The organism is Pseudomonas sp. GT1P32, assembly GCF_054897805.1.
The window spans coordinates 5,601,906-5,627,223 of record NZ_CM142704.1; the positions used below are offsets into that span (position 1 = coordinate 5,601,906).

19 protein-coding genes are annotated in these 25,318 nt (G+C 60.2%); 14 read left to right on the forward strand and 5 right to left on the reverse strand.

Going from position 1 to position 25,318, the window contains the following annotated elements:
- Window positions 1-14: 14 nt before the first annotated feature.
- The 8 genes from lptF (at window position 15) to pdxJ (ending at window position 8,635) form a co-directional block, all read left to right on the forward strand.
- Window positions 15-1,133 (forward strand): LPS export ABC transporter permease LptF, encoded by a 1,119-nt coding sequence (gene lptF, locus ACYZUC_RS25755; RefSeq protein ID WP_008042482.1) that lies wholly within the window; start codon window positions 15-17, stop codon window positions 1,131-1,133.
- Window positions 1,126-2,187 (forward strand): LPS export ABC transporter permease LptG, encoded by a 1,062-nt coding sequence (gene lptG / locus ACYZUC_RS25760; RefSeq protein WP_461991226.1) that lies wholly within the window; start codon window positions 1,126-1,128, stop codon window positions 2,185-2,187. Before lptF ends, lptG begins: the two co-directional genes overlap by 8 nt.
- A gap of 251 nt (window positions 2,188-2,438) precedes the next feature.
- The gene (gene lepA / locus ACYZUC_RS25765) at window positions 2,439-4,238 is read left to right on the forward strand and encodes a translation elongation factor 4 (protein WP_461991228.1); all 1,800 of its coding nucleotides are present in this window, start codon (window positions 2,439-2,441) and stop codon (window positions 4,236-4,238) included.
- A gap of 5 nt (window positions 4,239-4,243) precedes the next feature.
- Window positions 4,244-5,098 (forward strand): signal peptidase I, encoded by an 855-nt coding sequence (lepB, locus tag ACYZUC_RS25770; protein ID WP_461991230.1) that lies wholly within the window; start codon window positions 4,244-4,246, stop codon window positions 5,096-5,098.
- 184 nt (window positions 5,099-5,282) lie between these two features.
- On the forward strand, window positions 5,283-5,972 hold the full coding sequence (gene rnc, locus ACYZUC_RS25775; RefSeq protein ID WP_027924885.1) for a ribonuclease III: 690 nt from the start codon (window positions 5,283-5,285) through the stop codon (window positions 5,970-5,972).
- A complete protein-coding gene (gene era / locus ACYZUC_RS25780) occupies window positions 5,965-6,867 on the forward strand; it encodes a GTPase Era (protein WP_008026691.1) in 903 nt (300 codons plus the stop codon). Before rnc ends, era begins: the two co-directional genes overlap by 8 nt.
- A 159-nt stretch (window positions 6,868-7,026) precedes the next feature.
- Window positions 7,027-7,710 (forward strand): DNA repair protein RecO, encoded by a 684-nt coding sequence (gene recO / locus ACYZUC_RS25785; RefSeq protein WP_461991232.1) that lies wholly within the window; start codon window positions 7,027-7,029, stop codon window positions 7,708-7,710.
- 178 nt (window positions 7,711-7,888) lie between these two features.
- Window positions 7,889-8,635 carry a pyridoxine 5'-phosphate synthase gene (gene pdxJ, locus ACYZUC_RS25790; RefSeq protein WP_223437192.1) on the forward strand — a complete coding sequence of 249 codons (747 nt, stop codon included), beginning with the start codon at window positions 7,889-7,891 and terminating at the stop codon, window positions 8,633-8,635.
- A 127-nt stretch (window positions 8,636-8,762) separates the two neighbouring features.
- Here pdxJ and mltF read toward each other — a convergent pair whose 3' ends face one another.
- Complete coding sequence (gene mltF / locus ACYZUC_RS25795) at window positions 8,763-10,223, reverse strand: membrane-bound lytic murein transglycosylase MltF (RefSeq protein WP_461991235.1); 1,461 nt, start codon at window positions 10,221-10,223, stop codon at window positions 8,763-8,765.
- A 274-nt stretch (window positions 10,224-10,497) separates the two neighbouring features.
- On the opposite strand from mltF, the gene purL reads away from it, so the two are divergent.
- Window positions 10,498-14,394 (forward strand): phosphoribosylformylglycinamidine synthase, encoded by a 3,897-nt coding sequence (gene purL / locus ACYZUC_RS25800; protein ID WP_461991237.1) that lies wholly within the window; start codon window positions 10,498-10,500, stop codon window positions 14,392-14,394.
- Window positions 14,395-14,399: 5 nt separating this feature from the next.
- A complete protein-coding gene (locus ACYZUC_RS25805) occupies window positions 14,400-14,711 on the forward strand; it encodes an NGG1p interacting factor NIF3 (protein ID WP_461991239.1) in 312 nt (103 codons plus the stop codon).
- A 233-nt stretch (window positions 14,712-14,944) separates the two neighbouring features.
- Here the strand turns inward: ACYZUC_RS25805 and ACYZUC_RS25810 are convergent, their stop codons facing one another.
- On the reverse strand, window positions 14,945-17,353 hold the full coding sequence (locus ACYZUC_RS25810; protein ID WP_461991241.1) for a glucose/quinate/shikimate family membrane-bound PQQ-dependent dehydrogenase: 2,409 nt from the start codon (window positions 17,351-17,353) through the stop codon (window positions 14,945-14,947).
- A 211-nt stretch (window positions 17,354-17,564) separates the two neighbouring features.
- Window positions 17,565-18,947 (reverse strand): carbohydrate porin, encoded by a 1,383-nt coding sequence (locus tag ACYZUC_RS25815; protein WP_461991243.1) that lies wholly within the window; start codon window positions 18,945-18,947, stop codon window positions 17,565-17,567.
- Between the two features lie 389 nt (window positions 18,948-19,336).
- On the opposite strand from ACYZUC_RS25815, the gene ACYZUC_RS25820 reads away from it, so the two are divergent.
- Window positions 19,337-19,567 carry a VF530 family protein gene (locus ACYZUC_RS25820; protein WP_007903672.1) on the forward strand — a complete coding sequence of 77 codons (231 nt, stop codon included), beginning with the start codon at window positions 19,337-19,339 and terminating at the stop codon, window positions 19,565-19,567.
- An 8-nt stretch (window positions 19,568-19,575) separates the two neighbouring features.
- Complete coding sequence (locus ACYZUC_RS25825) at window positions 19,576-20,211, forward strand: Pr6Pr family membrane protein (RefSeq protein ID WP_461996765.1); 636 nt, start codon at window positions 19,576-19,578, stop codon at window positions 20,209-20,211.
- A gap of 106 nt (window positions 20,212-20,317) precedes the next feature.
- On the opposite strand, the gene ACYZUC_RS25830 is transcribed toward ACYZUC_RS25825, so the two are convergent.
- Together ACYZUC_RS25830 and ACYZUC_RS25835 are read right to left on the reverse strand one after the other, a co-directional pair.
- Entirely contained in the window at window positions 20,318-21,103 is a 786-nt protein-coding gene (locus tag ACYZUC_RS25830) for a siderophore-interacting protein (RefSeq protein ID WP_008043265.1), read from the reverse strand.
- Window positions 21,100-21,675: a PadR family transcriptional regulator gene (locus ACYZUC_RS25835; protein WP_461991246.1), complete on the reverse strand. Its 576-nt coding sequence runs from the start codon at window positions 21,673-21,675 to the stop codon at window positions 21,100-21,102. The genes ACYZUC_RS25830 and ACYZUC_RS25835 overlap by 4 nt, the downstream gene beginning before the upstream one ends.
- A 507-nt stretch (window positions 21,676-22,182) precedes the next feature.
- Between ACYZUC_RS25835 and ACYZUC_RS25840 the strand changes: the two genes are divergently transcribed.
- Window positions 22,183-22,674 carry a CS1 type fimbrial major subunit gene (locus ACYZUC_RS25840; protein WP_461991248.1) on the forward strand — a complete coding sequence of 164 codons (492 nt, stop codon included), beginning with the start codon at window positions 22,183-22,185 and terminating at the stop codon, window positions 22,672-22,674.
- 109 nt (window positions 22,675-22,783) lie between these two features.
- A complete protein-coding gene (locus tag ACYZUC_RS25845) occupies window positions 22,784-25,306 on the forward strand; it encodes a CS1-pili formation C-terminal domain-containing protein (RefSeq protein WP_461991250.1) in 2,523 nt (840 codons plus the stop codon).
- Window positions 25,307-25,318 lie beyond the last annotated feature (12 nt).

The window sequence follows — 25,318 nt, forward strand, 5'->3', positions numbered from 1 at the left end:
CTGGAGTGTCTGGTTTGATTGTCTTCCGTTACCTATCCCGCGAAGTCCTGTTGACCTTGAGCGCCGTCAGTGCCGTGCTGCTGGTCATCATTATGAGCGGACGCTTCATCAAATACCTCGCCCAGGCGGCGGCTGGCCTTCTGGATCCGGGCTCGCTGTTCCTGATCATGGGCTTTCGCCTGCCAGGCTTTCTGCAACTGATCCTGCCGCTGGGCCTGTTCCTCGGGATCCTGCTGGCCTACGGTCGCCTGTACCTTGAAAGTGAAATGACCGTGCTCTCTGCCACGGGCATGAGCCAGCAGCGCCTGTTCACCATGACCCTGTTTCCGGCCACCCTGGTGGCACTGGTGGTGGCATGGTTGAGCCTGAGCCTGGCGCCACAAGGGGCCAATCAGTTTCAGTTGCTGCTGAACAAGCAAGACGCGCTGACCGAGTTCGATACCCTCGAGCCAGGCCGCTTCCAGGCCTTGCGTGACGGCACCCGGGTGACCTACACCGAAACCCTGTCGGATGACCGCATCCACCTCGGCGGCGTGTTCATTTCGCAAAAGAACGTCTCGTCGGACAAGAAGGACCGCGGGATTTCCGTGCTGGTAGCCGAGAAGGGCCGTCAGGAAATCCGCCCGGACGGTAACCGCTACCTGATTCTCGACAACGGTTATCGTTACGACGGTAATCCAGGGCAGGCCGACTATCGTGCGATCAAGTACGAAGAGTACGGTGTATTGCTGCCTAAACCGGACGTCAGCGACGAAGTCACCGACCGTGATGCAATGCCCACCAGTTCGTTGCTCGGCAGTGATGACCTGCGTTCGCGCACCGAGCTGCAATGGCGCCTGTCCTTGCCCTTGCTGGTCTTCATCGTGACCTTGATGGCGGTGCCGCTGTCGCGGGTCAATCCGCGCCAGGGCCGTTTCCTCAAGCTGCTGCCGGCGATTCTTCTTTATATGGCTTACCTGAGCATCCTGATTGCCGCTCGCGGCGCCCTCGAAAAGGGCAAGATCCCGCCCGCGCTGGGTTTGTGGTGGGTTCACGCGATCTTCCTGGCCATCGGCCTTGGCTTGCTCTATTGGGAACCCTGGCAGTTGAAGCGGGCAAGTCGCCGCAGCGCGCTGGAGGTGGCCCGTGGTTAAGCTCGATCGCTACATCGGTAGCAGCGTCTTCATCGCGATCCTGGCGGTACTGGGGATCATTCTCGGTCTGGCCACGCTGTTCGCTTTCATCGACGAGATGAGTGAAGTCAGCGATACCTACACCTTGGCCGATGTCTTGAGTTACGTCTTGCTGACCGCGCCGCGCCGTCTTTACGACATGTTGCCGATGGCGGCACTGATCGGCTGCCTGATCGGCCTTGGCAGTCTGGCCAGCCACAGCGAGCTGACCATCATGCGCGCGGCGGGTGTGTCGGTCGGCCGGATCGTCTGGGCCGTAATGAAGCCGATGCTGATCCTGATGGTGGTGGGCGTGTTGATTGGCGAGTACATCGCGCCGGCGACCGAAAGCACCGCGCAGGCCAACCGCTCGCTGGCTCAAGGCAGTGGTGATGCGCAAAGCGCCAAGCATGGCCTGTGGCACCGTCAGGGCGAGGAGTTCATCCACGTCAACTCGGTACAACCCAACGGCGTGCTGTACGGCGTGACCCGTTATCGCTTCGACGATCAGCGGCACATGCTGTCCTCGAGCTTCGCCAAGCGCGCGAAGTTCGACAAGGATCACTGGCAGTTGAGCGATGTCACGACCACGCTGTTCCATGACAAGAGCACCGAAGTGGTCACGGCCCCGGTCGAGCGCTGGAACGTGGCGCTGAGCCCGCAACTGCTGAGCACTGTGGTGATGTCGCCGGATTCGTTGTCGATCACCGGTCTGTGGGGTTACATCCACTACCTGGCGGATCAGGGGCTGAACAATGGCCGTTACTGGCTGGCATTTTGGGTCAAGGTGTTGCAACCGCTGGTCACTGCGGCCCTGGTACTGATGGCGATCTCCTTCATCTTCGGTCCGTTGCGCTCGGTCACCCTCGGTCAGCGGGTATTCACCGGTGTGCTGGTGGGCTTCACCTTCCGCATCGTCCAGGATCTGCTGGGGCCTTCGAGCCTGGTGTTCGGGTTCTCGCCGCTGTTTGCGGTGCTGGTGCCGGCGGGTGTGTGCGCCCTGGCAGGTGTCTACCTCCTGCGCCGAGCCGGTTGAAACACACGAACCTGTAGGAGCCGGCTTGCTGGCGATAGCGCATCACCGCGGTCATCCAGGCCTACCGCGACGCCCGTATCGCCAGCAAGCCGGCTCCTACAAAAGCCTTCAAAAACGCCCCTGTCGCAAGACCGGGGCGTTTTTTGTAGGTGCCGTCTGACCTGCGAACGTGACGCTTGCGCCGTGGATCAGGTACAATTCCCGGCTATTTTTCGGCGGGCTATGCCTGCAGCCTTTTTGAGTGTTGATCCGTGAGTGATTTGAGTCATATCCGCAATTTCTCCATCATCGCCCACATTGACCATGGCAAGTCGACGCTGGCCGATCGCTTCATCCAGATGTGCGGCGGCCTTGCCGAGCGCGAAATGGAAGCCCAGGTGCTGGACTCCATGGACCTGGAGCGTGAACGCGGGATCACCATCAAGGCCCACAGCGTCACCCTCTATTACACCGCTCGCGATGGCATCAAGTACCAGCTGAACTTCATTGACACCCCGGGCCACGTTGACTTCACCTACGAAGTCAGCCGGTCGCTGGCGGCCTGTGAAGGTGCCTTGCTGGTGGTCGATGCCGGTCAGGGCGTTGAAGCGCAGTCGGTTGCCAACTGCTACACGGCGATCGAGCAGGGCCTGGAAGTCATGCCGGTCCTGAACAAGATCGACCTGCCACAGGCCGATCCGGAGCGCGTGAAGGAAGAAATCGAAAAAATCATCGGCATCGATGCCACCGACGCGGTCGAGTGCTCGGCCAAGACCGGTCTGGGCGTCGTTGAAGTGCTCGAGCGCCTGGTGACCACCATTCCTGCGCCGACCGGCAACATCGAAGATCCGCTGCAGGCGTTGATCATCGATTCCTGGTTCGACAACTACCTGGGCGTTGTTTCCCTGGTACGCGTGCGCCACGGTCGTGTGAAGAAGGGCGACAAGATTCTGGTCAAGTCCACCGGCAAGATCCACCTGGTGGACAGCGTTGGTGTATTCAACCCGAAACACACCCCTACCGCCGACCTGAAGGCCGGTGAAGTGGGCTTCATCATCGCCAGCATCAAGGATATTCACGGTGCGCCAGTGGGCGACACCCTGACCTTGAACTCGACGCCGGACGTCGACGTGCTGCCAGGGTTCAAGCGCATTCAGCCGCAGGTTTACGCCGGCCTGTTCCCGGTCAGCTCCGATGACTTCGAAGATTTCCGTGAAGCCCTGCAAAAGCTCACGCTCAACGACTCGTCCCTGCAGTACACCCCGGAAAGCTCCGACGCCCTGGGCTTCGGCTTCCGTTGCGGGTTCCTCGGCATGCTGCACATGGAAATCATCCAGGAGCGCCTGGAGCGCGAGTACGACCTGGACCTGATCACCACGGCGCCGACGGTAATTTTCGAGCTGTTGCTGAAAACCGGTGAAACGATTTACGTCGATAACCCGTCGAAGCTGCCGGACCTGTCTACGATCGAAGACATGCGCGAGCCGATCGTGCGGGCCAACATCCTTGTGCCGCAAGAGCACCTGGGCAACGTCATTACCCTGTGCATCGAGAAGCGTGGCGTGCAGCACGACATGCTGTTCCTCGGTTCTCAGGTCCAGGTGACCTACGATTTGCCGATGAACGAAGTGGTCCTGGACTTCTTCGACCGTCTGAAATCCACCAGCCGTGGCTATGCTTCGCTGGATTACCATTTCGATCGTTATCAATCGGCTAGTCTGGTGAAACTGGATGTGCTGATCAACGGTGACAAGGTCGACGCCCTGGCGCTGATCGTGCACCGTGACAATGCGAACTACAAAGGTCGCCAGTTGACCGAGAAGATGAAAGAACTGATTCCACGGCAGATGTTCGACGTGGCAATCCAGGCCGCCATTGGCGGTCAGATTGTGGCGCGGACAACCGTCAAGGCACTCAGAAAGAACGTATTGGCCAAATGCTACGGTGGTGACGTCAGCCGTAAGAAAAAGCTGCTGGAAAAGCAAAAGGCCGGTAAGAAACGCATGAAGCAAGTCGGCAACGTGGAAATTCCACAAGAAGCCTTCCTTGCAGTGCTCAGGTTGGATAGTTAGGTCCTATGTCACTAAATTTCCCGCTGTTGCTGGTCATCGCCGTGTTCGTCTGCGGCCTGTTGGCGTTGCTTGATCTGGTTTTCCTGGCGCCGCGTCGGCGTGCCGCCATCGCCTCCTATCAGGGCAGCGTCAGCCAGCCAGATGTGGTGGTGGTCGAGAAGCTGAACAAAGAGCCGCTGCTGGTCGAATACGGCAAGTCGTTCTTCCCGGTGTTGTTCATCGTGCTGGTCCTGCGTTCGTTCCTGGTGGAGCCGTTCCAGATTCCTTCCGGCTCGATGAAACCGACGCTGGATGTCGGCGACTTCATTCTGGTGAGCAAGTTTTCTTACGGGATCCGCCTGCCGGTGATCGACAAGAAAGTCATCGAAGTCGGTGATCCGCAGCGCGGCGATGTGATGGTGTTCCGTTACCCGAGTGATCCGAACGTCAACTACATCAAGCGTGTGGTCGGCCTGCCGGGCGACCAGGTTCGCTACACCGCCGACAAGCGCCTGTTCGTCAACGGCGAGTCGATTGCCGAGCAACTGGTCGGCTCCGAGCCGGGCACGCTGGGCAGCGCCGAGCTCTACAAGGAAAAACTCGGCGCCGCCGAGCACTTGATCCGCAAGGAAATGAGCCGTTATCGCGCATCGCCTGACCATACGTGGACCGTGCCTGCCGGGCACTACTTCATGATGGGCGACAACCGCGACAACTCGAACGACAGTCGTTACTGGGATGATCCGACTATTCCCAAGGATCTGCTGGGCATGGTTCCCGACAAGAATATTGTCGGCAAGGCCTTCGCAGTCTGGATGAGCTGGCCGGAACCCAAACTCAGTCACCTGCCGAATTTCTCGCGGGTTGGCCTGATCAAGTAATCACATACGGCGCTGTTGAACACAGCGCCGAATGCATTTCTGGAACTGCCACAATCGGCGCCAGACGCATGAAAACAATGATATTCAGGACGTAATTTTTGAACACAGCGTTAATTGTCCCAAGCCTGCGCCGCACCACGGCGATGGCGGTGGAATCCAGCCACGAACTCAGCGTGGGTAAACCGTGAGCGTCTCCTTAAGCCGTCTAGAGCGTCAGCTCGGCTACACCTTCAAGGATCAGGAACTGATGGTCCTGGCCCTGACTCACCGCAGCTTTGCCGGGCGTAACAACGAACGCCTGGAATTCCTCGGTGATGCCATCCTCAACTTCGTCGCTGGCGAGGCGCTGTTCGATCGCTTCCCGCTGGCTCGCGAAGGCCAGTTGTCGCGTTTGCGCGCACGCCTGGTGAAAGGTGAGACTCTGGCTGTACTGGCCCGCGGTTTCGATCTGGGCGATTACCTGCGTCTGGGTTCCGGCGAGTTGAAAAGCGGCGGTTTCCGTCGCGAGTCGATTCTGGCCGATGCCCTGGAAGCGCTGATCGGTGCGATCTACCTGGATGCCGGCATGGACATGGCACGCGAGCGCGTGCTGGCCTGGCTGGCCGGTGAGTTCGAAGGCCTGACACTGGTCGACACCAACAAAGATCCAAAAACCCGCCTGCAGGAATTCCTGCAGTCCCGTGGTTGTGAGCTGCCGCGTTACGAAGTGGTGGATATCCAGGGTGAGCCGCATTGCCGGACGTTCTTCGTCGAATGCGAAATCACCTTACTGAATGAAAAAAGCCGAGGTCAGGGTGTGAGTCGTCGTATTGCCGAACAGGTAGCGGCCGCCGCAGCACTGATAGCCCTGGGTGTGGAGAATGGCAATGACTGATTCAACCGCAACACGCTGTGGCTATGTTGCCATCGTCGGCCGTCCCAACGTGGGCAAGTCCACGCTGCTGAACCACATCCTCGGCCAGAAGCTCGCGATCACTTCGCGCAAGCCTCAGACCACCCGCCACAACATGCTGGGCATCAAGACCGAAGGCGCCGTCCAGGCGATCTACGTCGACACCCCGGGCATGCACAAGGGCGGCGAAAAGGCCTTGAACCGCTACATGAACAAGACTGCTTCGGCGGCGTTGAAAGACGTCGACGTGGTGATCTTCGTGGTGGATCGCACCAAGTGGACCGACGAAGACCAGATGGTGCTCGAGCGTGTCCAGTACGTGACCGGCCCGCTGATCGTGGCGCTGAACAAGACCGACCGCATCGAAGACAAAGCCGAGCTGATGCCGCACCTGACCTGGTTGCAGGAACAGCTGCCGAACGCGCAGATCATGCCGATCTCGGCCCAGCACGGGCATAACCTCGACACGCTGGAGCGAGTGATCGCCGAGCACCTGCCGGAAAACGATCACTTCTTCCCGGAAGACCAGATCACCGACCGCAGCAGCCGCTTCCTCGCCGCTGAACTGGTGCGTGAGAAAATCATGCGTCAGCTGGGCGCCGAGCTGCCGTACCAGATCACCGTGGAAATCGAAGAGTTCAAGCAGCAGGGGAAAACCCTGCACATTCATGCGTTGATCCTCGTCGAACGTGACGGCCAGAAGAAAATCATCATTGGCGACAAGGGCGAGCGCATCAAGCGCATCGGCACCGAGGCGCGCAAGGATATGGAGCTGCTGTTCGACTCCAAGATCATGCTCAACCTTTGGGTCAAAGTGAAAGGCGGCTGGTCCGACGATGAGCGCGCATTGCGTTCGCTGGGTTACGGCGACCTGTAAACCTGAGCCCAGGTGATAAAACTGTGGGAGCGAGCCTGCTCGCGATAGCGGTCGGTCAGTCAACAATTTTGTTGAATGTCAGTCCCTCATCGCGAGCAGGCTCGCTCCCACAGTGGTTTTGGGGTGTTAGTAAAATCGCGATCCGTCATTGAGAGCTCCATGTCCCAGCCCATCGGCCAACCCGCCTACGTCCTCCACTCCCGCGCCTACCGCGAAAACAGCGCACTGGTGGATTTCCTCACGCCGCAAGGTCGGCTGCGGGCGGTGTTGCGCAGTGCGCGGGGCAAGGCCGGGACGTTGGCGCGGCCGTTCGTGCCGCTGGAAGTCGAGTTCCGGGGACGTGGTGAATTGAAGAATGTCGGACGCATGGAAAGTGCCGGTACGTCGACATGGCTCATCGGCGAAGCGTTGTTCAGCGGTCTTTACCTCAATGAACTATTGATTCGCCTGTTGCCATCAGAGGATCCCCATCCCGCTGTCTTCGATCACTACGCCGCGACTTTGCTTGCGCTGGCCGAAGGCCGCCCGCTGGAGCCGCTGCTGCGTTCCTTCGAATGGCGCTTGCTCGACGATCTCGGTTACGGCTTCGCGCTGAACACCGACATTCACGGCGAACCCATCGCGCCGGACGGTCTGTATCGTCTACAGGTGGATGCCGGCCTGGAGCAGGTCTATCTGCTGCAACCCGGTCTGTTCAACGGCACCGAGTTGCTGGCCATGGCCGACGCCGACTGGTCGGCTCCCGGCGCGTTGTCCGCCGCCAAGCGTTTGATGCGCCAGGCATTGGCCGTTCACCTGGGCGGTCGTCCCCTGGTTTCCCGAGAGTTGTTTCGAAAGCCGTAGGGTCTTGATCTTTGCTCCTGGTGGGAGCGAGCCTGCTCGCGAAAGCGCTGTGACAGCCAGCATCAATGCTGAATGTTACATCCTCTTCGCGAGCAGGCTCGCTCCCACCAAGGATCAACAGACCCTGTTGCCCCGTGTATGCTGTGCACCGAACTTTCTCTTCTTCTGGAGCGCTTCCGTGACCACCAGCAATCGCATTCTTCTTGGCGTGAACATCGACCACGTTGCCACCCTGCGCCAGGCCCGGGGCACTCGCTATCCCGATCCGGTCAAGGCCGCACTGGACGCGGAAGAGGCGGGCGCTGACGGCATCACCGTGCACCTGCGTGAAGACCGTCGGCACATCCAGGAACGTGACGTGCTGGTGCTCAAGGATGTGCTGCAAACCCGCATGAACTTCGAAATGGGCGTCACCGAAGAAATGATGGTGTTCGCCGAGCGTATCCGTCCGGCGCACATTTGCCTGGTGCCGGAAACCCGCCAGGAACTGACCACCGAAGGTGGCCTGGACGTAGCGGGGCAGGAAGCGCGGATCAAGGCTGCGGTGGATCGCCTGGCGAAGATCGGTTGCGAAGTGTCGCTGTTCATCGATGCGGACGAGCGTCAGATCGAAGCGTCCCGTCGTGTCGGTGCTCCGGCGATTGAATTGCACACCGGTCGTTATGCCGATGCCGAGACACCGACGGACGTGGCTGAAGAGCTGAAGCGCGTGGCCGATGGCGTGGCGTTTGGTCTGGCGCAGGGTTTGATCGTCAACGCCGGTCACGGTTTGCACTATCACAACGTCGAAGCGGTCGCGGCGATCAAGGGCATCAACGAACTGAACATCGGCCATGCGCTGGTGGCGCATGCGTTGTTTGTCGGGTTCAAGTCGGCGGTGGCTGAAATGAAGGCGTTGATTCTGGCCGCAGCGCTAAAAGGCTAAGACCGCGGCGCTGCTATCGCCGGCAAGCCAGCTCCTACAAGACCGTGTCGTTGCGTAAATTATGTGTTGAACACGATCCTGTAGGAGCCGGCTTGCCGGCGATAGCGTCCTCAAACATCACACAAATCTAAAGCTGCGGGGTTTCCTGGGGCGGCTTGGTCTTGTCGACCCCCGGCACATGCAGATTGCCTTCGGCCACCTGATTGCCTTCCAGCTGAGGCTGCGTCACCCAGGTCAGGATGTCGTAGTAGCGACGGATGTTCGCCACGAAATGCACCGGCTCGCCGCCGCGGGCGTAGCCGTAACGGGTTTTGCTGTACCACTTCTTCTCGGACAGGCGCGGCAGGATTTTCTTCACGTCCAGCCACTTGTCCGGGTTCAGCCCTTCCTTGGCCGCCAGTTTGCGCGCGTCATCCAGGTGACCGCTGCCGACGTTGTAGGCCGCCAGCGCAAACCAGGTACGGTCCGGTTCCTGGATCGACTCATCCAGCTGTTCCTTCATGTAGGCCAGGTACTTGGCGCCGCCCATGATGCTCTGTTTCGGATCGAGGCGATTGGACACGCCCATGGCTTGCGCGGTGTTCTGGGTCAGCATCATCAGGCCACGCACGCCAGTCTTCGACGTGACGGCCGCTTGCCACAGGGATTCCTGATAACCGACCGCCGCCAGCAGGCGCCAGTCGACCTTCTCTTTCTTGGCGTAGGTCTTGAAGTGTTGCTCGTACTTGGGCAGTCGTTGCTGCAAATGCTGGGCGAAGGTGGTGGCGCCCATGTAGCCGAGTACGTCGACGTGCCCGTAATAACGGTCCTTCAGGCGTTGCAGCGTGCCGTTCTTCTTCACCTTGTCGAGGTAGGCGTTGATCTCGTTGAGCAGGCTGTTGTCGTCGCCGGCGGCCACGGCCCAGCTCTGGTCGCTGGCGTCTCCGAGGTCGAAGGCGACCCGAATATTGGTGAAGTAGACCTGGTTCATCGCCACTTCGTTGGAGTCGACCAGGGTCAGATCGATTTGGCCTTCATCGACCATGCGCAACAGGTCGACGACTTCAACCGCGTCGGACTCTTCGTATTCAATGCCGGGAAACTTCTGCTTCAACTCCGCCAGTTGCCCGGCGTGGGTGCTGCCCTTGAGCACCATGATCTTCTTGCCGACCAGATCCTTTGCCTCGGTCGGCCGCGACTGGCCGTTGCGATAGATGATCTGCGGGGTGACTTCCAGATAAGAGTGGGAAAACCGAACCTGCTGTTTGCGCGCTTCGCTGCTGACCAGGCCGGCCGCAGCGATCACCGGACCGTTGGGCTTGCCCACCTGGCTGTACAGGTCGTCAAGGTTGTCGGCGGTTTCGATTTTAAGTTCGACCCCCAGATCGTCGGCGAAGCGCTTCACCAGCTCGTATTCGAAGCCGGTTTCACCGTTGCGATCCTGAAAGTAGGTAGCGGGGCTGTTTCGGGTAACCACCCGCAGCACGCCATCCTCCTTTACGCGCTCCAGCGTGTTGGGTTTATCAACACAGCCACTGAGCATCAGGAAGAGTCCGGTTGCGATCAGCCATTTGGCGTACCGCGGACGCAAAGCCGTTGGGGAAAACATCTGCGCAGTATACGCAAAGGACCACGAGCGCCATATCTCGACAGCGAAGGCCTTGTCTGCTAGAGAGCGGAAAACCGCTCTGGAGCCCGCAGGAATGGGCTCGAATGGCTTTTTGTGACACAAAAAATAACACCTGGCCGACCGCTGTTTCAGCCCCGGATACCCGGCCCGACGTCTGGGTGACGCCGCCCGTACCGTTTCGGGTGATGTCGCGGGCGGTTTAGGCTAGAATGCACGGCCTCAAAGCACACCCCTTCCCGAGGCTGTCCCGAAGATGTTGATCCTGCGCGGCGCTCCTGCCCTTTCTGCCTTTCGCCACAGCAAACTCCTTGAGCAACTGAGCCAGAAGGTTTCGGCTGTCAGCGGCTTGTATGCTGAATTCGCTCACTTCGCCGAAGTTACCGGCGTCCTGACCGGCGACGAACAGCAGGTGCTCGCGCGCCTTCTGAAGTACGGTCCAAGCGTACCGGTTCAAGAACCGACCGGTCGCCTGTTCCTGGTGTTGCCGCGTTTCGGCACCATTTCGCCATGGTCCAGCAAGGCCAGCGACATCGCTCGCAATTGCGGCCTGAGTAAGATCCAGCGCCTGGAGCGCGGTATCGCGTTCTACGTCGCCGGCCAGTTCAGCGACGCCGAAGCGCAGCTGATCTCCGATGTTCTGCATGACCGCATGACCCAGATCGTGCTCGCTAACCTTGAACAGGCCGCCGGCCTGTTCAGCCACGCCGAACCGAAGCCGCTGACCGCGATCGACGTGTTGGGTGGCGGCCGCGCCGCGCTGGAAAAAGCCAACACCGAGCTGGGCCTGGCCCTGGCCGAAGACGAGATCGACTACCTGGTCAACGCCTTCGTTGGTTTGAAGCGCAACCCGCACGACATCGAACTGATGATGTTCGCCCAGGCGAACTCCGAGCACTGCCGTCACAAGATCTTCAACGCCAGTTGGGACATCGACGGTCAGAGCCAGGAAAAAAGCCTGTTCGGCATGATCAAGAACACTTACCAGATGCACAGCGAAGGCGTTCTGTCCGCTTATAAGGACAACGCTTCGGTGATCGTCGGTAATGTCGCCGGCCGTTTCTTCCCGGATCCTGAAACCCGCCAATACGGTGCGGTGCAGGAGCCGGTGCACATTTTGATGAAAGTCGAAACGCACAACCACCCGACCGCGATTGCCCCGTTCCCGGGTGCGTCCACCGGTTCCGGTGGCGAGATCCGCGACGAAGGCGCTACCGGTCGTGGCGCCAAGCCAAAGGCCGGCCTGACCGGTTTCACCGTGTCGAACCTGCAGATCCCTGGCTTCGAACAGCCGTGGGAAGTGCCGTACGGCAAGCCTGAGCGCATCGTCACCGCGCTGGACATCATGATCGAAGGCCCACTGGGTGGCGCCGCGTTCAACAACGAATTCGGTCGTCCGGCCCTGACCGGTTACTTCCGTACCTTCGAACAGTCGATCACCACCCCGCGTGGCGACGAAGTTCGCGGTTACCACAAGCCGATCATGCTGGCCGGCGGCATGGGTAACATCCGTGCCGAACACGTACAGAAAGGCGAGATCACCGTCGGCTCCAAGCTGATCGTGCTCGGCGGCCCGGCGATGCTGATCGGTCTGGGCGGCGGCGCAGCTTCCTCCATGGCCACCGGCACCAGCTCGGCTGACCTGGACTTCGCTTCCGTACAGCGCGAAAACCCTGAGATGGAACGTCGCTGCCAGGAAGTTATCGACCGTTGCTGGCAACTGGGTGACAAGAACCCGATCAGCTTCATCCACGACGTGGGTGCGGGCGGTCTGTCCAACGCCTTCCCGGAACTGGTCAACGACGGCAACCGTGGTGGCCGCTTCGAACTGCGCAACATTCCAAACGACGAGCCGGGCATGGCCCCGCACGAAATCTGGAGTAACGAATCCCAGGAACGCTACGTTCTGGCCGTCGGCCCTGCTGACTTCGAACGCTTCCAGGCGATCTGCGAGCGCGAGCGTTGCCCGTTCGCCGTGGTCGGCGAAGCCACCGCCGAGCCGCAACTGACGGTCACCGACAGCCACTTCGGTAACAGCCCGGTGGACATGCCACTGGAAGTGCTGCTGGGCAAAGCCCCGCGCATGCACCGTTCGGCCGTTCGTGAAAACGAGCTGGGCGACGATTTCGATCCGTCGACCCTTGAGATTGCAGACTGCGTCGATCGCGTTCTGCATCACCCGGCCGTGGCGAGCAAAAGCTTCCTGATCACCATCGGCGACCGCACCATCACCGGCCTCGTGGCCCGTGACCAGATGGTCGGCCCGTGGCAGGTTCCGGTGGCCGACGTTGCCGTCACCGCCACCAGCTTCGACGTCTACACCGGTGAAGCCATGGCCATGGGCGAGCGTACTCCGCTGGCTCTGCTGAACGCTCCGGCGTCGGGCCGCATGGCCATCGGCGAAACGCTGACCAACATTGCCGCTTCGCGCATCAACAAGATCTCCGACATCAAACTGTCGGCGAACTGGATGTCCGCAGCCGGTCACCCGGGTGAAGACGCGCGTCTGTACGACACCGTGAAAGCGGTCGGCATGGAACTGTGCCCTGAGCTGGGCATTACCATTCCGGTGGGCAAGGACTCCATGTCCATGGCCACGCGCTGGAACGACAACGGCGAAGACAAGACCGTCACCTCGCCAATGTCCCTGATCGTGACCGGTTTCGCGCCAGTGGCTGACATCCGTCAGACCCTGACCCCGGAACTGCGCATGGACAAGGGCACTACCGACCTGATCCTGATCGATCTGGGCCGTGGCCAGAACCGCATGGGCGCCTCGATCCTGGCCCAGGTTCACGGCAAGCTCGGCTCGCAAGCGCCGGACGTCGATGATGCCGAAGACCTGAAAGCCTTCTTCGCGGTGATCCAGGGCCTCAACGCCGATGGTCACCTGCTGGCCTACCACGACCGTTCCGACGGTGGTCTGCTGACCAGCGCCGTGGAAATGGCCTTCGCCGGTCACTGCGGCCTGAGCCTGAACCTCGACGGCCTGGCGGAAACCTCCGCCGACATCGCGGCGATCCTGTTCAACGAAGAACTGGGCGCCGTGATCCAGGTTCGCCAGGACGCCACCCCGGACATCCTCGCGCAGTTCAGCGCTGCTGGCCTGGGCGACTGCGTGTCGGTGATCGGTCAGCCGATGAACAACGGCGAGATCAGCATCACCTTCAACGGCGAAACCGTGTTCGAAGGTCAGCGTCGTCTGCTGCAGCGTACATGGGCTGAAACCAGCTACCAGATCCAGCGTCTGCGTGACAACGCCGACTGCGCCGAGCAAGAGTTCGACGTGCTGCTGGAAGAAGACAACCCGGGCCTGAGCGTCAAGCTGAGCTACGACGTCAACCTGGACGTCGCCGCGCCTTACATCAAGAAAAACATCCGCCCACAGGTTGCCGTGCTGCGTGAGCAGGGCGTCAACGGTCAGGTGGAAATGGCGGCCGCGTTCGACCGCGCCGGTTTCAACGCGATCGACGTGCACATGAGCGACATTCTGGCCGGCCGTGTCGACCTGAACGACTTCAAGGGCATGGTCGCTTGCGGCGGCTTCTCCTACGGCGACGTACTGGGCGCCGGTGAAGGCTGGGCCAAGTCCGCGCTGTTCAACAGCCGCGCCCGCGATGCGTTCCAGGGTTTCTTCGAACGTAACGACAGCTTCACCCTTGGCGTGTGCAACGGTTGCCAGATGATGTCCAACCTGCACGAGCTGATCCCGGGCAGCGAGTTCTGGCCGCACTTCGTGCGTAACCGTTCCGAGCAGTTCGAAGCCCGTGTGGCGATGGTTCAGGTCCAGGAGTCGAACTCGATCTTCCTGCAAGGCATGGCCGGTTCGCGCATGCCGATCGCCATCGCACACGGTGAAGGTCATGCCGAGTTCTCCAGTGAAGAAGCGTTGCTGGAAGCTGATCTGTCGGGTTGCGTGGCGATGCGTTTCGTCGACAACCATGGCAAGGTCACCGAGAAGTACCCGGCCAACCCGAACGGCTCGCCGCGCGGGATCACCGGTTTGACCAGCCGCGACGGTCGCGTGACGATCATGATGCCGCACCCGGAACGTGTGTTCCGCGCTGTGCAGAACTCGTGGCGTTCGGAAGAGTGGAACGAAGACGCGCCATGGATGCGCATGTTCCGTAACGCTCGCGTGTGGGTGAACTAAGCGCCGTGTACAAGCTCAGCTTCTTTGTTCCGGCCAGCCATGTCGAGGTGGTCAAAAGCGCTGTGTTCGCTGCCGGTGGCGGGCGGATCGGTGCTTACGAGCACTGCGCATGGCAGGTGTTGGGCCTGGGTCAGTTTCGTCCGATGGAGGGCAGTCAGCCGTTCATTGGCGAAGCAGGGCAGGTCGAACAGGTTGAGGAATGGAAAGTTGAGCTGGTGGTGGCGGATGAGTTGATCCGTTCGGTGGTGGTGGCTTTGAAGCAGAGCCATCCCTACGAGACACCGGCTTATGAAGTGTGGCGGCTGGAGGATTTCTGATCCGCTGACCGCTGCAACAAAAAACCCGCTACGGCGGGTTTTTTGTTGCCCACAATTTAACGGACCTGCACCACCCTTGTAGGAGCCGGCTTGCTGGCGATAGCGGTTTAACATTCAACGTTGATGTTGGCTGTACGTCAGCGATCGCCAGCAAGCCGGCTCCTACAGGGGGGCGATCACAAAAAAGGCGACCCCCTCGCGGGAGTCGCCTTTGCTTTAACCGCCGCTAAAACTTACTCGGACAGTTTGTACGCAATCACATAGTCACCTTGCTTGGTGCCCAGCGATCCATGACCGCCCGCCACGACGAGCACGTATTGCTTGCCGTCCTTGCCGGTGTAGGTCATCGGTGTGGTTTGCGCGCCCGCAGGCAGGCGACCTTCCCACAGTTGCTTGCCGTTTTTCACGTCGTAGGCACGCAGGTACTGGTCGAGGGTGCCGCTCAGGAAACCAACGCCACCAGCGGTGGTGAAGGTGCCGCCCAGGCTAGGCACGCCCATGCTCAGCGGGATCGGAACCGGCGAGCTGTCGCGCACGGTGCCGTTCTTGTGTTTCCACAGGACTTTGGCGGTGGTCAGGTCAACCGCCGCTACATAACCCCATGCCGGCGCCTGGCACGGCAGGCCCATTGGCGACAGCAATGCTTCGAGGACTACGCCGTACGGCGCGCCTTTGTTGGGCTGCACGCCTTCGGTTTCGCTTTTACGCGGGCCTTGGGCTGCGATTTCGGCGGCCGGGATCAGTTTCGATTTGAACGCCATGTAGCTCGGGTTCACGAAAGCGATCTGACGCACCGGGTCAACCGAGATGCCGCCCCAGTCAAACACGCCGAAGTTGCCTGGATACACGATCGAACCCTGCAGCGACGGCGGGGTGAACGGGCCGTCGTAGCGCATGGACTTGAAGTCGATCCGGCAGATCAGTTGGTCGAACGGCGTCACGCCCCACATGTCGCGCTCTTGCAGCGGCGGTGGCATGAGGTTGAGGTCGGATTTCGGTTGGGTCGGCGAAGTGTGATCACCTTCGACAGCGCCTTGCGGAACCGGCACTTCGTTGATTGGCACAATCGCGTGGCCAGTGCTGCGGTCGAGTACGTAGATGCTGCCTTGCTTGGTGGACGCGAGTACCGCCGGCTTCACGCCGTCTGCGGTTTTCAGGTCCATCAGGGTTGGCTGGCCACCGACGTCCATGTCCCACAGGTCATGGTGGGTGAACTGGAAGTGCCAGCGCACTTTGCCGGTGCCGATGTCGAGGGCGGTCAGGCCGGCGGCGTGCAGTTCCGATTCCGGGGTGCGAGCGCCACCGAACTGGTCCGGCGTCTGGTTGCCCATCGGCAGGTACAGCATGCCGAGTTTTTCGTCGACGGCGAACATGGACCACATGTTCGGCGAGTTACGGGTGTAGACCTTGCCTTCGGCAATCGGCGTGGTGTCGTCCGGGTTGCCGCTGTCCCAGTTCCACACCAGTTTGCCGGTGTGCACGTCGAACGCACGGATCACGCCGCTCGGCTCGTCGGTGGAGACGTTGTCGGTGACGTGACCGCCAATCACCACCAGGTCCTTGGTGACCGCTGGAGGCGAAGTGGAGTAGTAGCCGCCGGCGGTGAAACCACCGATGTTGGCGCGCAGGTCGACCTGGCCTTTGTCGCCGAAGTCTTCGCACATCTTGCCGGTGTCGGCGTTCAGGGCGATCAGGCGGGTGTCGGCGGTCGGCAGGAAAATACGGCGTGGGCAGACGCTGGCGACAGGCGCACTGGCGCTGCCGGTCGGGCTCTGCTCGGAGGCGTAAGCGGCGTCATCGTGATACGTCACGCCACGGCAGGTCATGTGCGCCCAACCCTTGAAGTTCGCCGCGTTTTGCGTGGAGAGCTTCGGATCGAAACGCCAGATTTCCTTGCCGGTGTCCGGGTCCAGCGCGATCACCTGGCTGTGCGGCGTGCACACGTAGAGCATGCCGTTGGCTTTCAGCGGGGTGTTTTCAGCGGTGGTTTCACCCGGATCGTTCGGCCCCGGCAGGTCGCCGGTGCGGTAGGTCCAGGCCGGAACGAGCTTGTTGACGTTCTGCGGGGTGATCTGCGCCAGTGGCGAGTAACGATCACCGTGAGCGCTGCGGCCGTAGGAGTTCCAGTCACCGTCGGGCATGGCCGGGGCGGTGTTGGTCATGCCCGGTACGCTGTCGCGGTCCAGTTGGCCTTTGATTTCACCAGGGTTGGTGAATTGGCTGGCCAGTGCGGCCACGCCAGCGAGCACCACGGCCACGCTCAGCGCGCCGGTGCCTTTCGGTGCGGCGCCTTCGCGCAGCAGCGGACGACGGAACCACGGCAGCAACATGACGATGCCCAGCGCAAACAGCAGCGCCAGACGCGGCACCAGTTGCCACCAGTCGAGGCCGACTTCCCACAAGGCCCAAACGGTGCTGGCGAACAGCACCAACGCGTACAGGCCCAAGGCTGCGCGGCGAGCGACAATCAGCAGCACGCCGGTCAGCGCCAGGCCGATACCGGCCAGCAGGTAATACAGCGAGCCGCCGAGCATGCTCAGCTTGATCCCCCCGGCCAGCATGGCCAGGCCCATTAGCAGAAGCAGAATGCCGAGCAGGGTCGGCAATAGACGGCTTCGACTCAAAGCACCATCAGTGCTCATAGTGTGGTTCTCCGTGACGTTTCAAGTAGTCCCGCGCAAGTTCACTGTAGATGACGATCCGGCGCGGGCAGGGTTCATATAAAGAAGTTCGGTTGATGCGGTCCCTGTAGGAGCCGGCTTGCCGGCGATAGCGGTGTGTCAGTCGACATCTGTATTGGCTGATACACCGCCATCGCCGGCAAGCCGGCTCCTACAGGTTTTGCGGTGTTTGTTAGAACTGCGACTGGATCTTGATCCCGCCAATCAGCGCGTCATCGACCTTGTCCACGCCACCGGGGTGGCGGATGTATTGCAGGTTCGGGCGCACCGTCAGCCAGTTCGTGACGTGCACGCCGTAATAGAGTTCGGCGCTGTATTCGGTGTCCTGCGGCGGCAGGAAGGACGGATCGTCGAAGTCGGAGACCGCATGGGCCTGATTGCTCGCCTCGGCATTTTTGCGATAGGCCGGGTTGACGTGAACCCGGGCGAGGGCGAAACCGATGTCGTCCTTGGCGCGCGCATCGAACAAGCCTTTGTAGACGACGCCCGCCTGGACATAGTTGTCGATGGCGTTGGTCTTCTTGTCGTGCATCGTGCCGTTGGCGAACACGCTCAAACCACGAGAGTTGTCGCTCGCACGGCTGGTGATCTGCTGCTGCACACCGAGCCAAACGCCGTGCTTGCTCGACGCGCTGCGATAGGCCTCGCCACTCAGGGCGGCGGGCTGGCCATTGCTGTCCTTGTAGGCATCGGTGGCGTTGGCGTTGCTGTAGTAATAACCGGCGCGGTATTCGCCCGGCAGGCCGTTGAGCTTCGGCGTCCACACCAGCTCCACCGGCAAAATTGCGCCCTGGGTGCCGCTGCCGCTGAGCTTGAAACCATTGCCGCGATCGAGGTTCGACGGGTTCTGCTCATACGCGCCGACCTGCGCGTACAGCTCTGGCGTCAGGTGGTACTTGACTCGCATCGCCCACTGGCTGACCGGCCAGTTGTACCAGATGCCCCCGACCCAGTTACCGACCTGGGAGCCGCAGAACGCCAGGTTCTGGAAGTCGCAGGGGAAGCTGTTGAAATCCTCGCCTTCGCCAAAACGGCCGACCTTGATGTCGAGCTTCTGATCGAAGAATTTCTGCTGATACCACATCTGCGTCAGGCGCCAGGTTTGCCCGCGACCCCAGACTTCCTGCGCTGAAGTGAAACCGCCGACCCGCGGATCGTTGATCCGGTCATTGCTGATGTTGTTGCCGTTGCGTTCGGTGATGGTCAGCTGAAATTCCGCGTCGTCCCAACCCAGAATTTTCTGCAGATCGAGATGCGTGCCGAGGCCGAACTGATCGCTGTAGCGCGCGGTGCGATCGTGGTCGTAGCCGCCGTGCAGATTACTGCCCATTTCACCGGTGTAATCGACTTTGAAGTCGTAGCCTTTTTCAGAAAGTTCGGTGCGCGTGCCGTTCCAGTCGCCGAGCATCCACGGCGATTCGCTATCGAAGGCCGGGGCGGCCTGAGCGCAGGTGGCGAGCCCCAACGCGGTGAATCCGCCGATCAGGTTAAGGACTTTTCGCTGGGAAACAGGCGCGAAGACAGCGCTGTCTCGCAAAAATTGAACATAAGGCATAGAGAGGGAATTCTTGGTCTTTTTCTGGGAAGTGAGGGGCGAAGCGGCTAGCGGAAGCGTTTCAGCAGGTTCGGGCGTAAGGATAATGTTCTGTTACAAATAGAGAAAGGCCTTTTGCCGAGATGAATTTTTGTTGATTCGGTAACAGTCAGCACACCACAACACCCTGTAGGAGCCGGCTTGCCGGCGATGGCGGTCTCACGTTCTATGCAAGATTCAATGGCCCCATCGCTGGCAAGCCAGCTCCTACAAGGGATTGCGTGATCGCATTCAAATGTTTTGTCCCGTTTCGCCTACATTCAACAGATAGCGCACAGAACCCTTCCACCCGAACACCCCCTCGGCTAAGGTGCGCGGCTTCCAATTCACACATCGCTCGAAGGCCCGGCATGACCGAACAGAACAACAACCCGCTGCACGGCGTGACACTGGAGCAAATCCTCAACGCGCTGGTTGAACATTACGAATGGTCGGGGCTGGCCGAGCGCATCGATATCCGCTGCTTCAAGAGTGATCCGAGCATCAAGTCGAGCCTGACCTTCCTGCGCAAGACCCCGTGGGCGCGGGAGAAGGTCGAACGCCTGTACGTCAAGTTGATGCGTACCAAGCGACCGCTCTGAACATGATCATGCAACCTGCCGTGCGCCGTCGTTTTGTGGCCGTGGCTGCTGTCCTCGGTTGGGCGGGATTGAGCATTCAGCTGTACCTGATTTTCTATTCGCGCTGGACGCTGGGCGCCAGTCTGCTGGGCGGACTGCTGAGTTTTTTCAGCTACTTCACCGTGCTCAGCAACACGCTGGTGGCGACCGTGCTGACCTGCACACTGACGTCCCGCGAGTCGGCTGCGCGACGCTGGTTTTTGCAGCCGTCGGTCAGCAGCGGGGTTGCCGTGAGCATCGCCGTGGTTGGCCTCGCCTACAACATTCTGTTGCGCCATCTGTGGCATCCCGAAGGCTGGCAATGGCTGGCCGATGAACTGCTGCACGACGTCATGCCGTTGCTGTTTCTGGCCTGGTGGTGGTTGTGTGTGCCCAAAGGCACCTTGCGTCTGCGGCACATTGCGCTGTGGGTGATTTACCCGTTGCTGTACTTCGCCTATGCGCTGCTGCGCGGGCATCTGCTGGCGGTTTATCCCTATCCGTTCATTGATGTCGACAAGCTGGGTTATCCACAGGTGTTTGTGAATGCGGGCGGATTGTTGGCGGGGTTTGTGGTGATTGCGTTGTTGGTGATCGCGTTGGATCGGTGGCGGCGATACGCCTGAATCACACGGACCTGTAGGCGCCGGCTTGCCGGCGATGGCGGCCTCGAGATCGATGCAAAATTCAAGGGCCCCATCGCCAGCAAGCTGGCTCCTACAAGGTCTGTGTTTATTCTTCGTCGGTGTCGTCCAGTCGCCAATAGCCGACGGCTTTGACGAACTGCTCGTTCAGCCCGTGCTCGTCCAGCAGCACCCGACGAATCTGCCGCGACACTTTGGTTTCGGTCGCCACCCACGCGTATAGATTGCCGCTAGGCACTTGCAGCTGTTTAACGGTGGTCAGCAAGTTGTTTTTGCCACCCTCGCGCAACACCCAGATCACATTGACCTGCGCCGGGCTTTCGAGCTTTTGCTGTTCCGCGCCGTTCTCCACTTCAATGATCACCAGCGCCTGGCGATTGGCCGCCAAACCCTCCAGACGCCGCGCAATTGCGGGGATCGCCGTCTCGTCACCGATCAGCAAATAGCTGTCGAACATGTCCGGCACGATCATCGATCCCCGTGGCCCGCCAATGTGCAGGAACTGTCCCGGTTTTGCCTGTTCCGCCCAGGTCGAAGCAGGGCCGTCGCCGTGCAACACAAAGTCGATGTCCAGTTCCAGCGTGTCGAGGTCGTAGCGACGCGGCGTGTAGTCGCGCATCGCCGGCATCGGGCCGTTGTCCTTGCCGGCACCGAGCACCAGGGTTTCCAGCGCCGCTTGTTCTGCCGCGTTCTGCGGGAACAGCAGTTTGACGTGGTCGTCGGTACCGAGGCTGATGAAGCCTGCCAGTTCAGGGCCGCCCAGGGTAATCCGGCGCATGCGCGGTGTCAGGTCAACCACGCGCAGCACTTGCAGGCGACGGCGTTTGATTTCATGCATGACACGGTGAATGGTGTGCTCGATCACTTCAGTCATTCAGCTTTCTCCTGAGCGGGTTGAATGATGGGGCCATCGACGATGGCTTTGGCGGTGTTGTTGAGCAGGGCGGCGACCCGAATGATTTCTTCCGCGCTCCAGCGACCGTGGTGCAGTTGCAACGCATGACGCAGGTTATGCACCGCTTCGTGGATCTCGGGCGGACGGTCATGGCCGCGCAATGAGCGCTTGCTGACATCGATGCGCATGCGCACGCCGTCCAGTGCAACCGCTTGCTCACTTAAAGACAGACGACCGGCGTCGGTCACGCTGTAGCGTTTTTTTCCACCTTCGGCATCGCCCTGGATCATTTCGCTTTCTTCCAGAAAGGTCAGGGTCGGGTAGATCACGCCGGGGCTGGGGCTGTAGGCGCCGTCGAACATGCCTTCGATCTGGCGGATCAAGTCGTAGCCGTGGCAGGGCTGTTCGGCGATGAGCGCCAGCAGCAGCAATTTCAGATCTCCGGGGGCAAACACCCGCGGGCCGCGACCGCCGCGTTCGCGACTGGGACGTTTCTCGAAGCCGTCGCGGCCGTCACCGTGTTCGCGGTGGGGGGAATGATGGTCTCTCATTTTTCCTTCTCTCTGTCGTGTTTAGATACAACTTAAGATATATCTTATTGAGAAGGCAAGCGAACAGGACCAACGGTCGCCGCCGAAGGACGCCGTAGCGGATTTCAGTGCAGGGGCGGGAAAAAGCCGTTTTGCAGCTTGCTGTTTTAGAGTGATTGATCTAATTGTGCGTAACTAACAGAGAGTGATTATTAATAATTAAGCCTAAGTAGTCTTTGTCTTACAGAGACTGTATTTAGTTTCACTGTGTGCTTTTTTTGTTAAAACTGTTTGTAGTATGTTTCTGTCGGGTGAATGGTTTAATTATTGATTTATCAGGTTTTTTCTACTTGCTCGTGGACGGTTGTTACTACAAGTTCTTCGGAAGTTACGTACTTACTTTCTCAGGTAATTGGCCGATCATTCTCTCCGTCGAAAGTTGAGCCAAATTGCCACTATTTAAACCGGCGATAGGGACGATTCACGCTTTCCACGGACCAATCCTTTGAAAAAGACAGGTACTAAACAATGTTCAAGAAGTTTGCAATCGCCGCTCCGATGACCCTCCTGGCCCTGAGTGCTTCGATGGCGTTCGCTGCCGATGAGTCGCGCACCTCCATCAACATCACCGCGGAAATCCCGAGCAAAGTGTTTCACGCTCAACCCGTGGACCTGAACTTCGGTAAAGACGAAAAAATGCAATACATCATTGGCGCCGGCACCCTGTCGGAGGTCCGTGGCACTTATGACATCCAGCACACCAACGGCTCGGTGGGCGCATACGTCGTCGGCGGCCCGACGCCGCTGTTCAACGGTAATGCGACCTTGAACATTCCGCTGACCTACACCTTCAACGGCACCGTACTGACTGCCGATTCGAAGGAAGTGGTCGGCGACGTCGAGTCCAACGGTGGCATGCGCGCCGACCTGGTGATTACGGCCGACAAGCCGGGTAACAATCAGGTCGGTACTTACACCGCCAATCCCGTCGTCATGTTTGATGCCATTCCGCGCATCTGAATGACAGCGTTCTGTCAGCAAGTTCTTGCTTGATAACGCTCACCGATCGATAGGGCCGTAATCCCTGTCGATCGGGTTTCACCGTCTTTATCCACAGAGTATTTCTTTCATGTTCCCGATGACTCCCATCGCGACGGCGCTTGCCTTGTGTTTTTGCGCAACTGCCCTGGCCGCGCCAGCGGACAACGGCCATACACCTCGAAGTTTGCTGGCGCAGGCCAAGGGTTTGCCGAGCGAATTCGAAGAGCACTTCTTCGATGTACCGTTGGCGGTGCGCGTGGAACTTGACCAACAATTTCTGGGGGAGGCGATGGTCGTGTTAACCCGCGACGACCGCATCACCCTCGTTGACTTCACCGATGTCAGCGACAGCACGATCAAAGCCAGTGAACGCGACACCTGGTCTAACTATTTGAAGCAAGGCGTGGCGCTGGGCAACTGCGAGGCGAAATGCCCCGAGCGGCTATTGGCCGTGCACTACAGCCTGGAAAATTCGCTGGTGTCGATCCTCACGGAAAACGCCGAGCGCGACGATCAGGTCCAGCGTTATTACAACCAGCCCGAAGGCGGCAGCACCGGGTTGATCGTGCGCAACCAGTTGAACCTCAACGGCGGGCAAAACCAGGACCTGGGTGGGCGCTATGGTCTTGAAGCCAGCAGCAGCCTCGGCAACTGGACTCAAGCGGTGAACCTGCAACTGTCGCGACTGGGCGGTGTGGATAACCAGACCTATCACGCCGTGCATGAGCTCTATACCCAGCGTGAACTGGAAGGCAGCTTTGTGCGCCTGGGCTATTTCACCCCCACCTCCGAAGGGCTGACTCGCCAGCCGCGTTCCTTCGGCGCGGCTCCCGACACGGCGCTGGGTGTGATGTACGGCAGCTCCGACAGCCTGGCCATCAATCAGCCGACACCGGCGGTCTACCCAATCTACGTCACCGCCAATCGCCAGGGCTCGGTCGAGATCTACCGCGACGGTTTGCTGATCAATACGCAGGCGATGCCCGCAGGCCTGCAAACCCTCGACACGCGGCCGTTGCCCGGCGGTATCTATGAAGTGGAAGTGCGCCTGATCGAAGACGGCCAGATCACCTCCAGCACCCAGGAACTGGTCTACAAACCGAACAACTGGCGCAACCACGACGAGCAATGGCGCTACAACCTGTTCGCCGGACGTGAGTCCAAATTGCTCAGCAACTGGGACGATCAGAACGACGGCGACATGACGGCCGGTGCCGCCTTCAACTTTCTGCTGCATCCGCGTGTCATCCTCGGCCTGTCGGGTCGACAGGTGCGTGACAGCCTGCAATACGGCACCTCGGTCGATTGGGCCGTCGTCAACAATGCCAGCGTCTATGCCAACGTCTACCAGACCGAGGACTACGGCACCGGACTCGATGTGCAGGGGCTTTATTCCTATGGCAGCGGCAGCATCGTCGCCAGCCACAACCGCAGCTGGCTCGACACCACCCGGCTCTACGACACGCTGCCGGACGGCACGCGGGTGCGACAGCGCAACGTGTTTATCGGCCAGACCAGCAACTCGTCGTTGTCGCTGAACCATCGGCTCACCAGCAAAAGTTCGGTCAATGCCAGGGTGTCCCACAGCGAGGGCAACACCGAAGGCGTCGGTGTGGATCTGGGGTGGAGCCAGCGCGGCCGATTGTTCGGCAGCGACGCCAACTGGCGTTTGTCGCTGTTCGACAGGCCGGGCAGTTTCAACTCGGGCAATGACCGCAATCGTGGCGTCGACCTGAGCGTCAACATCGCCTTGGGCGGGCCGGGCGAACAGATCTCCGGCAGCATCGGCACCCGCACCGATCGAGACGGCGGACGCGATAACAATGCCTCGGTCACCTACCGCAAAGACTTGCAGGATCACCTGCTGCAAAGCGTTTCCGCCACGGCCATCACCGACACCTATGGCATCGGCATGAACGCGATGGCGACGATGCAATCGGAGCGGGTCAACGCTGACGGTTTTATCCAGCGCTCCTCATTCAACAACGATTTCACCGGTGGCCTGAACCTCGACAGCACCGTCGCCGTCGGCGGGCAAAAAATGGTCGTGACCAGCCAGTACCACCGCAACGGTGCCGGCATGATCATCGATGTCGAATCGGACATCGATGACATCGCCCTGCGCGCCGACGATTTGAGCGGTGGCAGCGCGGTGCTCAGGCCGGGGCGCAATTTCGTGCCGATCACCGCCTACAAAAGCAGCTCGGTCAGTTTCGATTTCGAGGGCAATCACGTACCGGCCGCGACCATCCAGCCGGCCCGTTCCAGCTATCACCTGAACAAGGGCGGCGTCGAGTATCGCCAGATTCGCGTGATGAAAACCCTCACCGTGCTCGGTCGCCTGGTGGACTTCCAGGGCAGCCCGCTCAAAGGCCACCACATCATCAACCACGCCAGTCGCGGGGTCAGTGAAGTGGACGGCTTCTTCTCCATGGAAATGAACGCCGGTTCACCAACCCTTGAAGTGCGCCACGGCAACCAGTTGCTGTGCCAGTTCCGCCTCGACCCGAGCCGCGGCCGCACGGAAAACAATGTGCTGATGATCGGCGACCTGCGTTGCACGCCGGATACGTTGGCGGACGCAGCGACAGGGACGCCGACGGCAGGCTGATGCCCGGCAAAA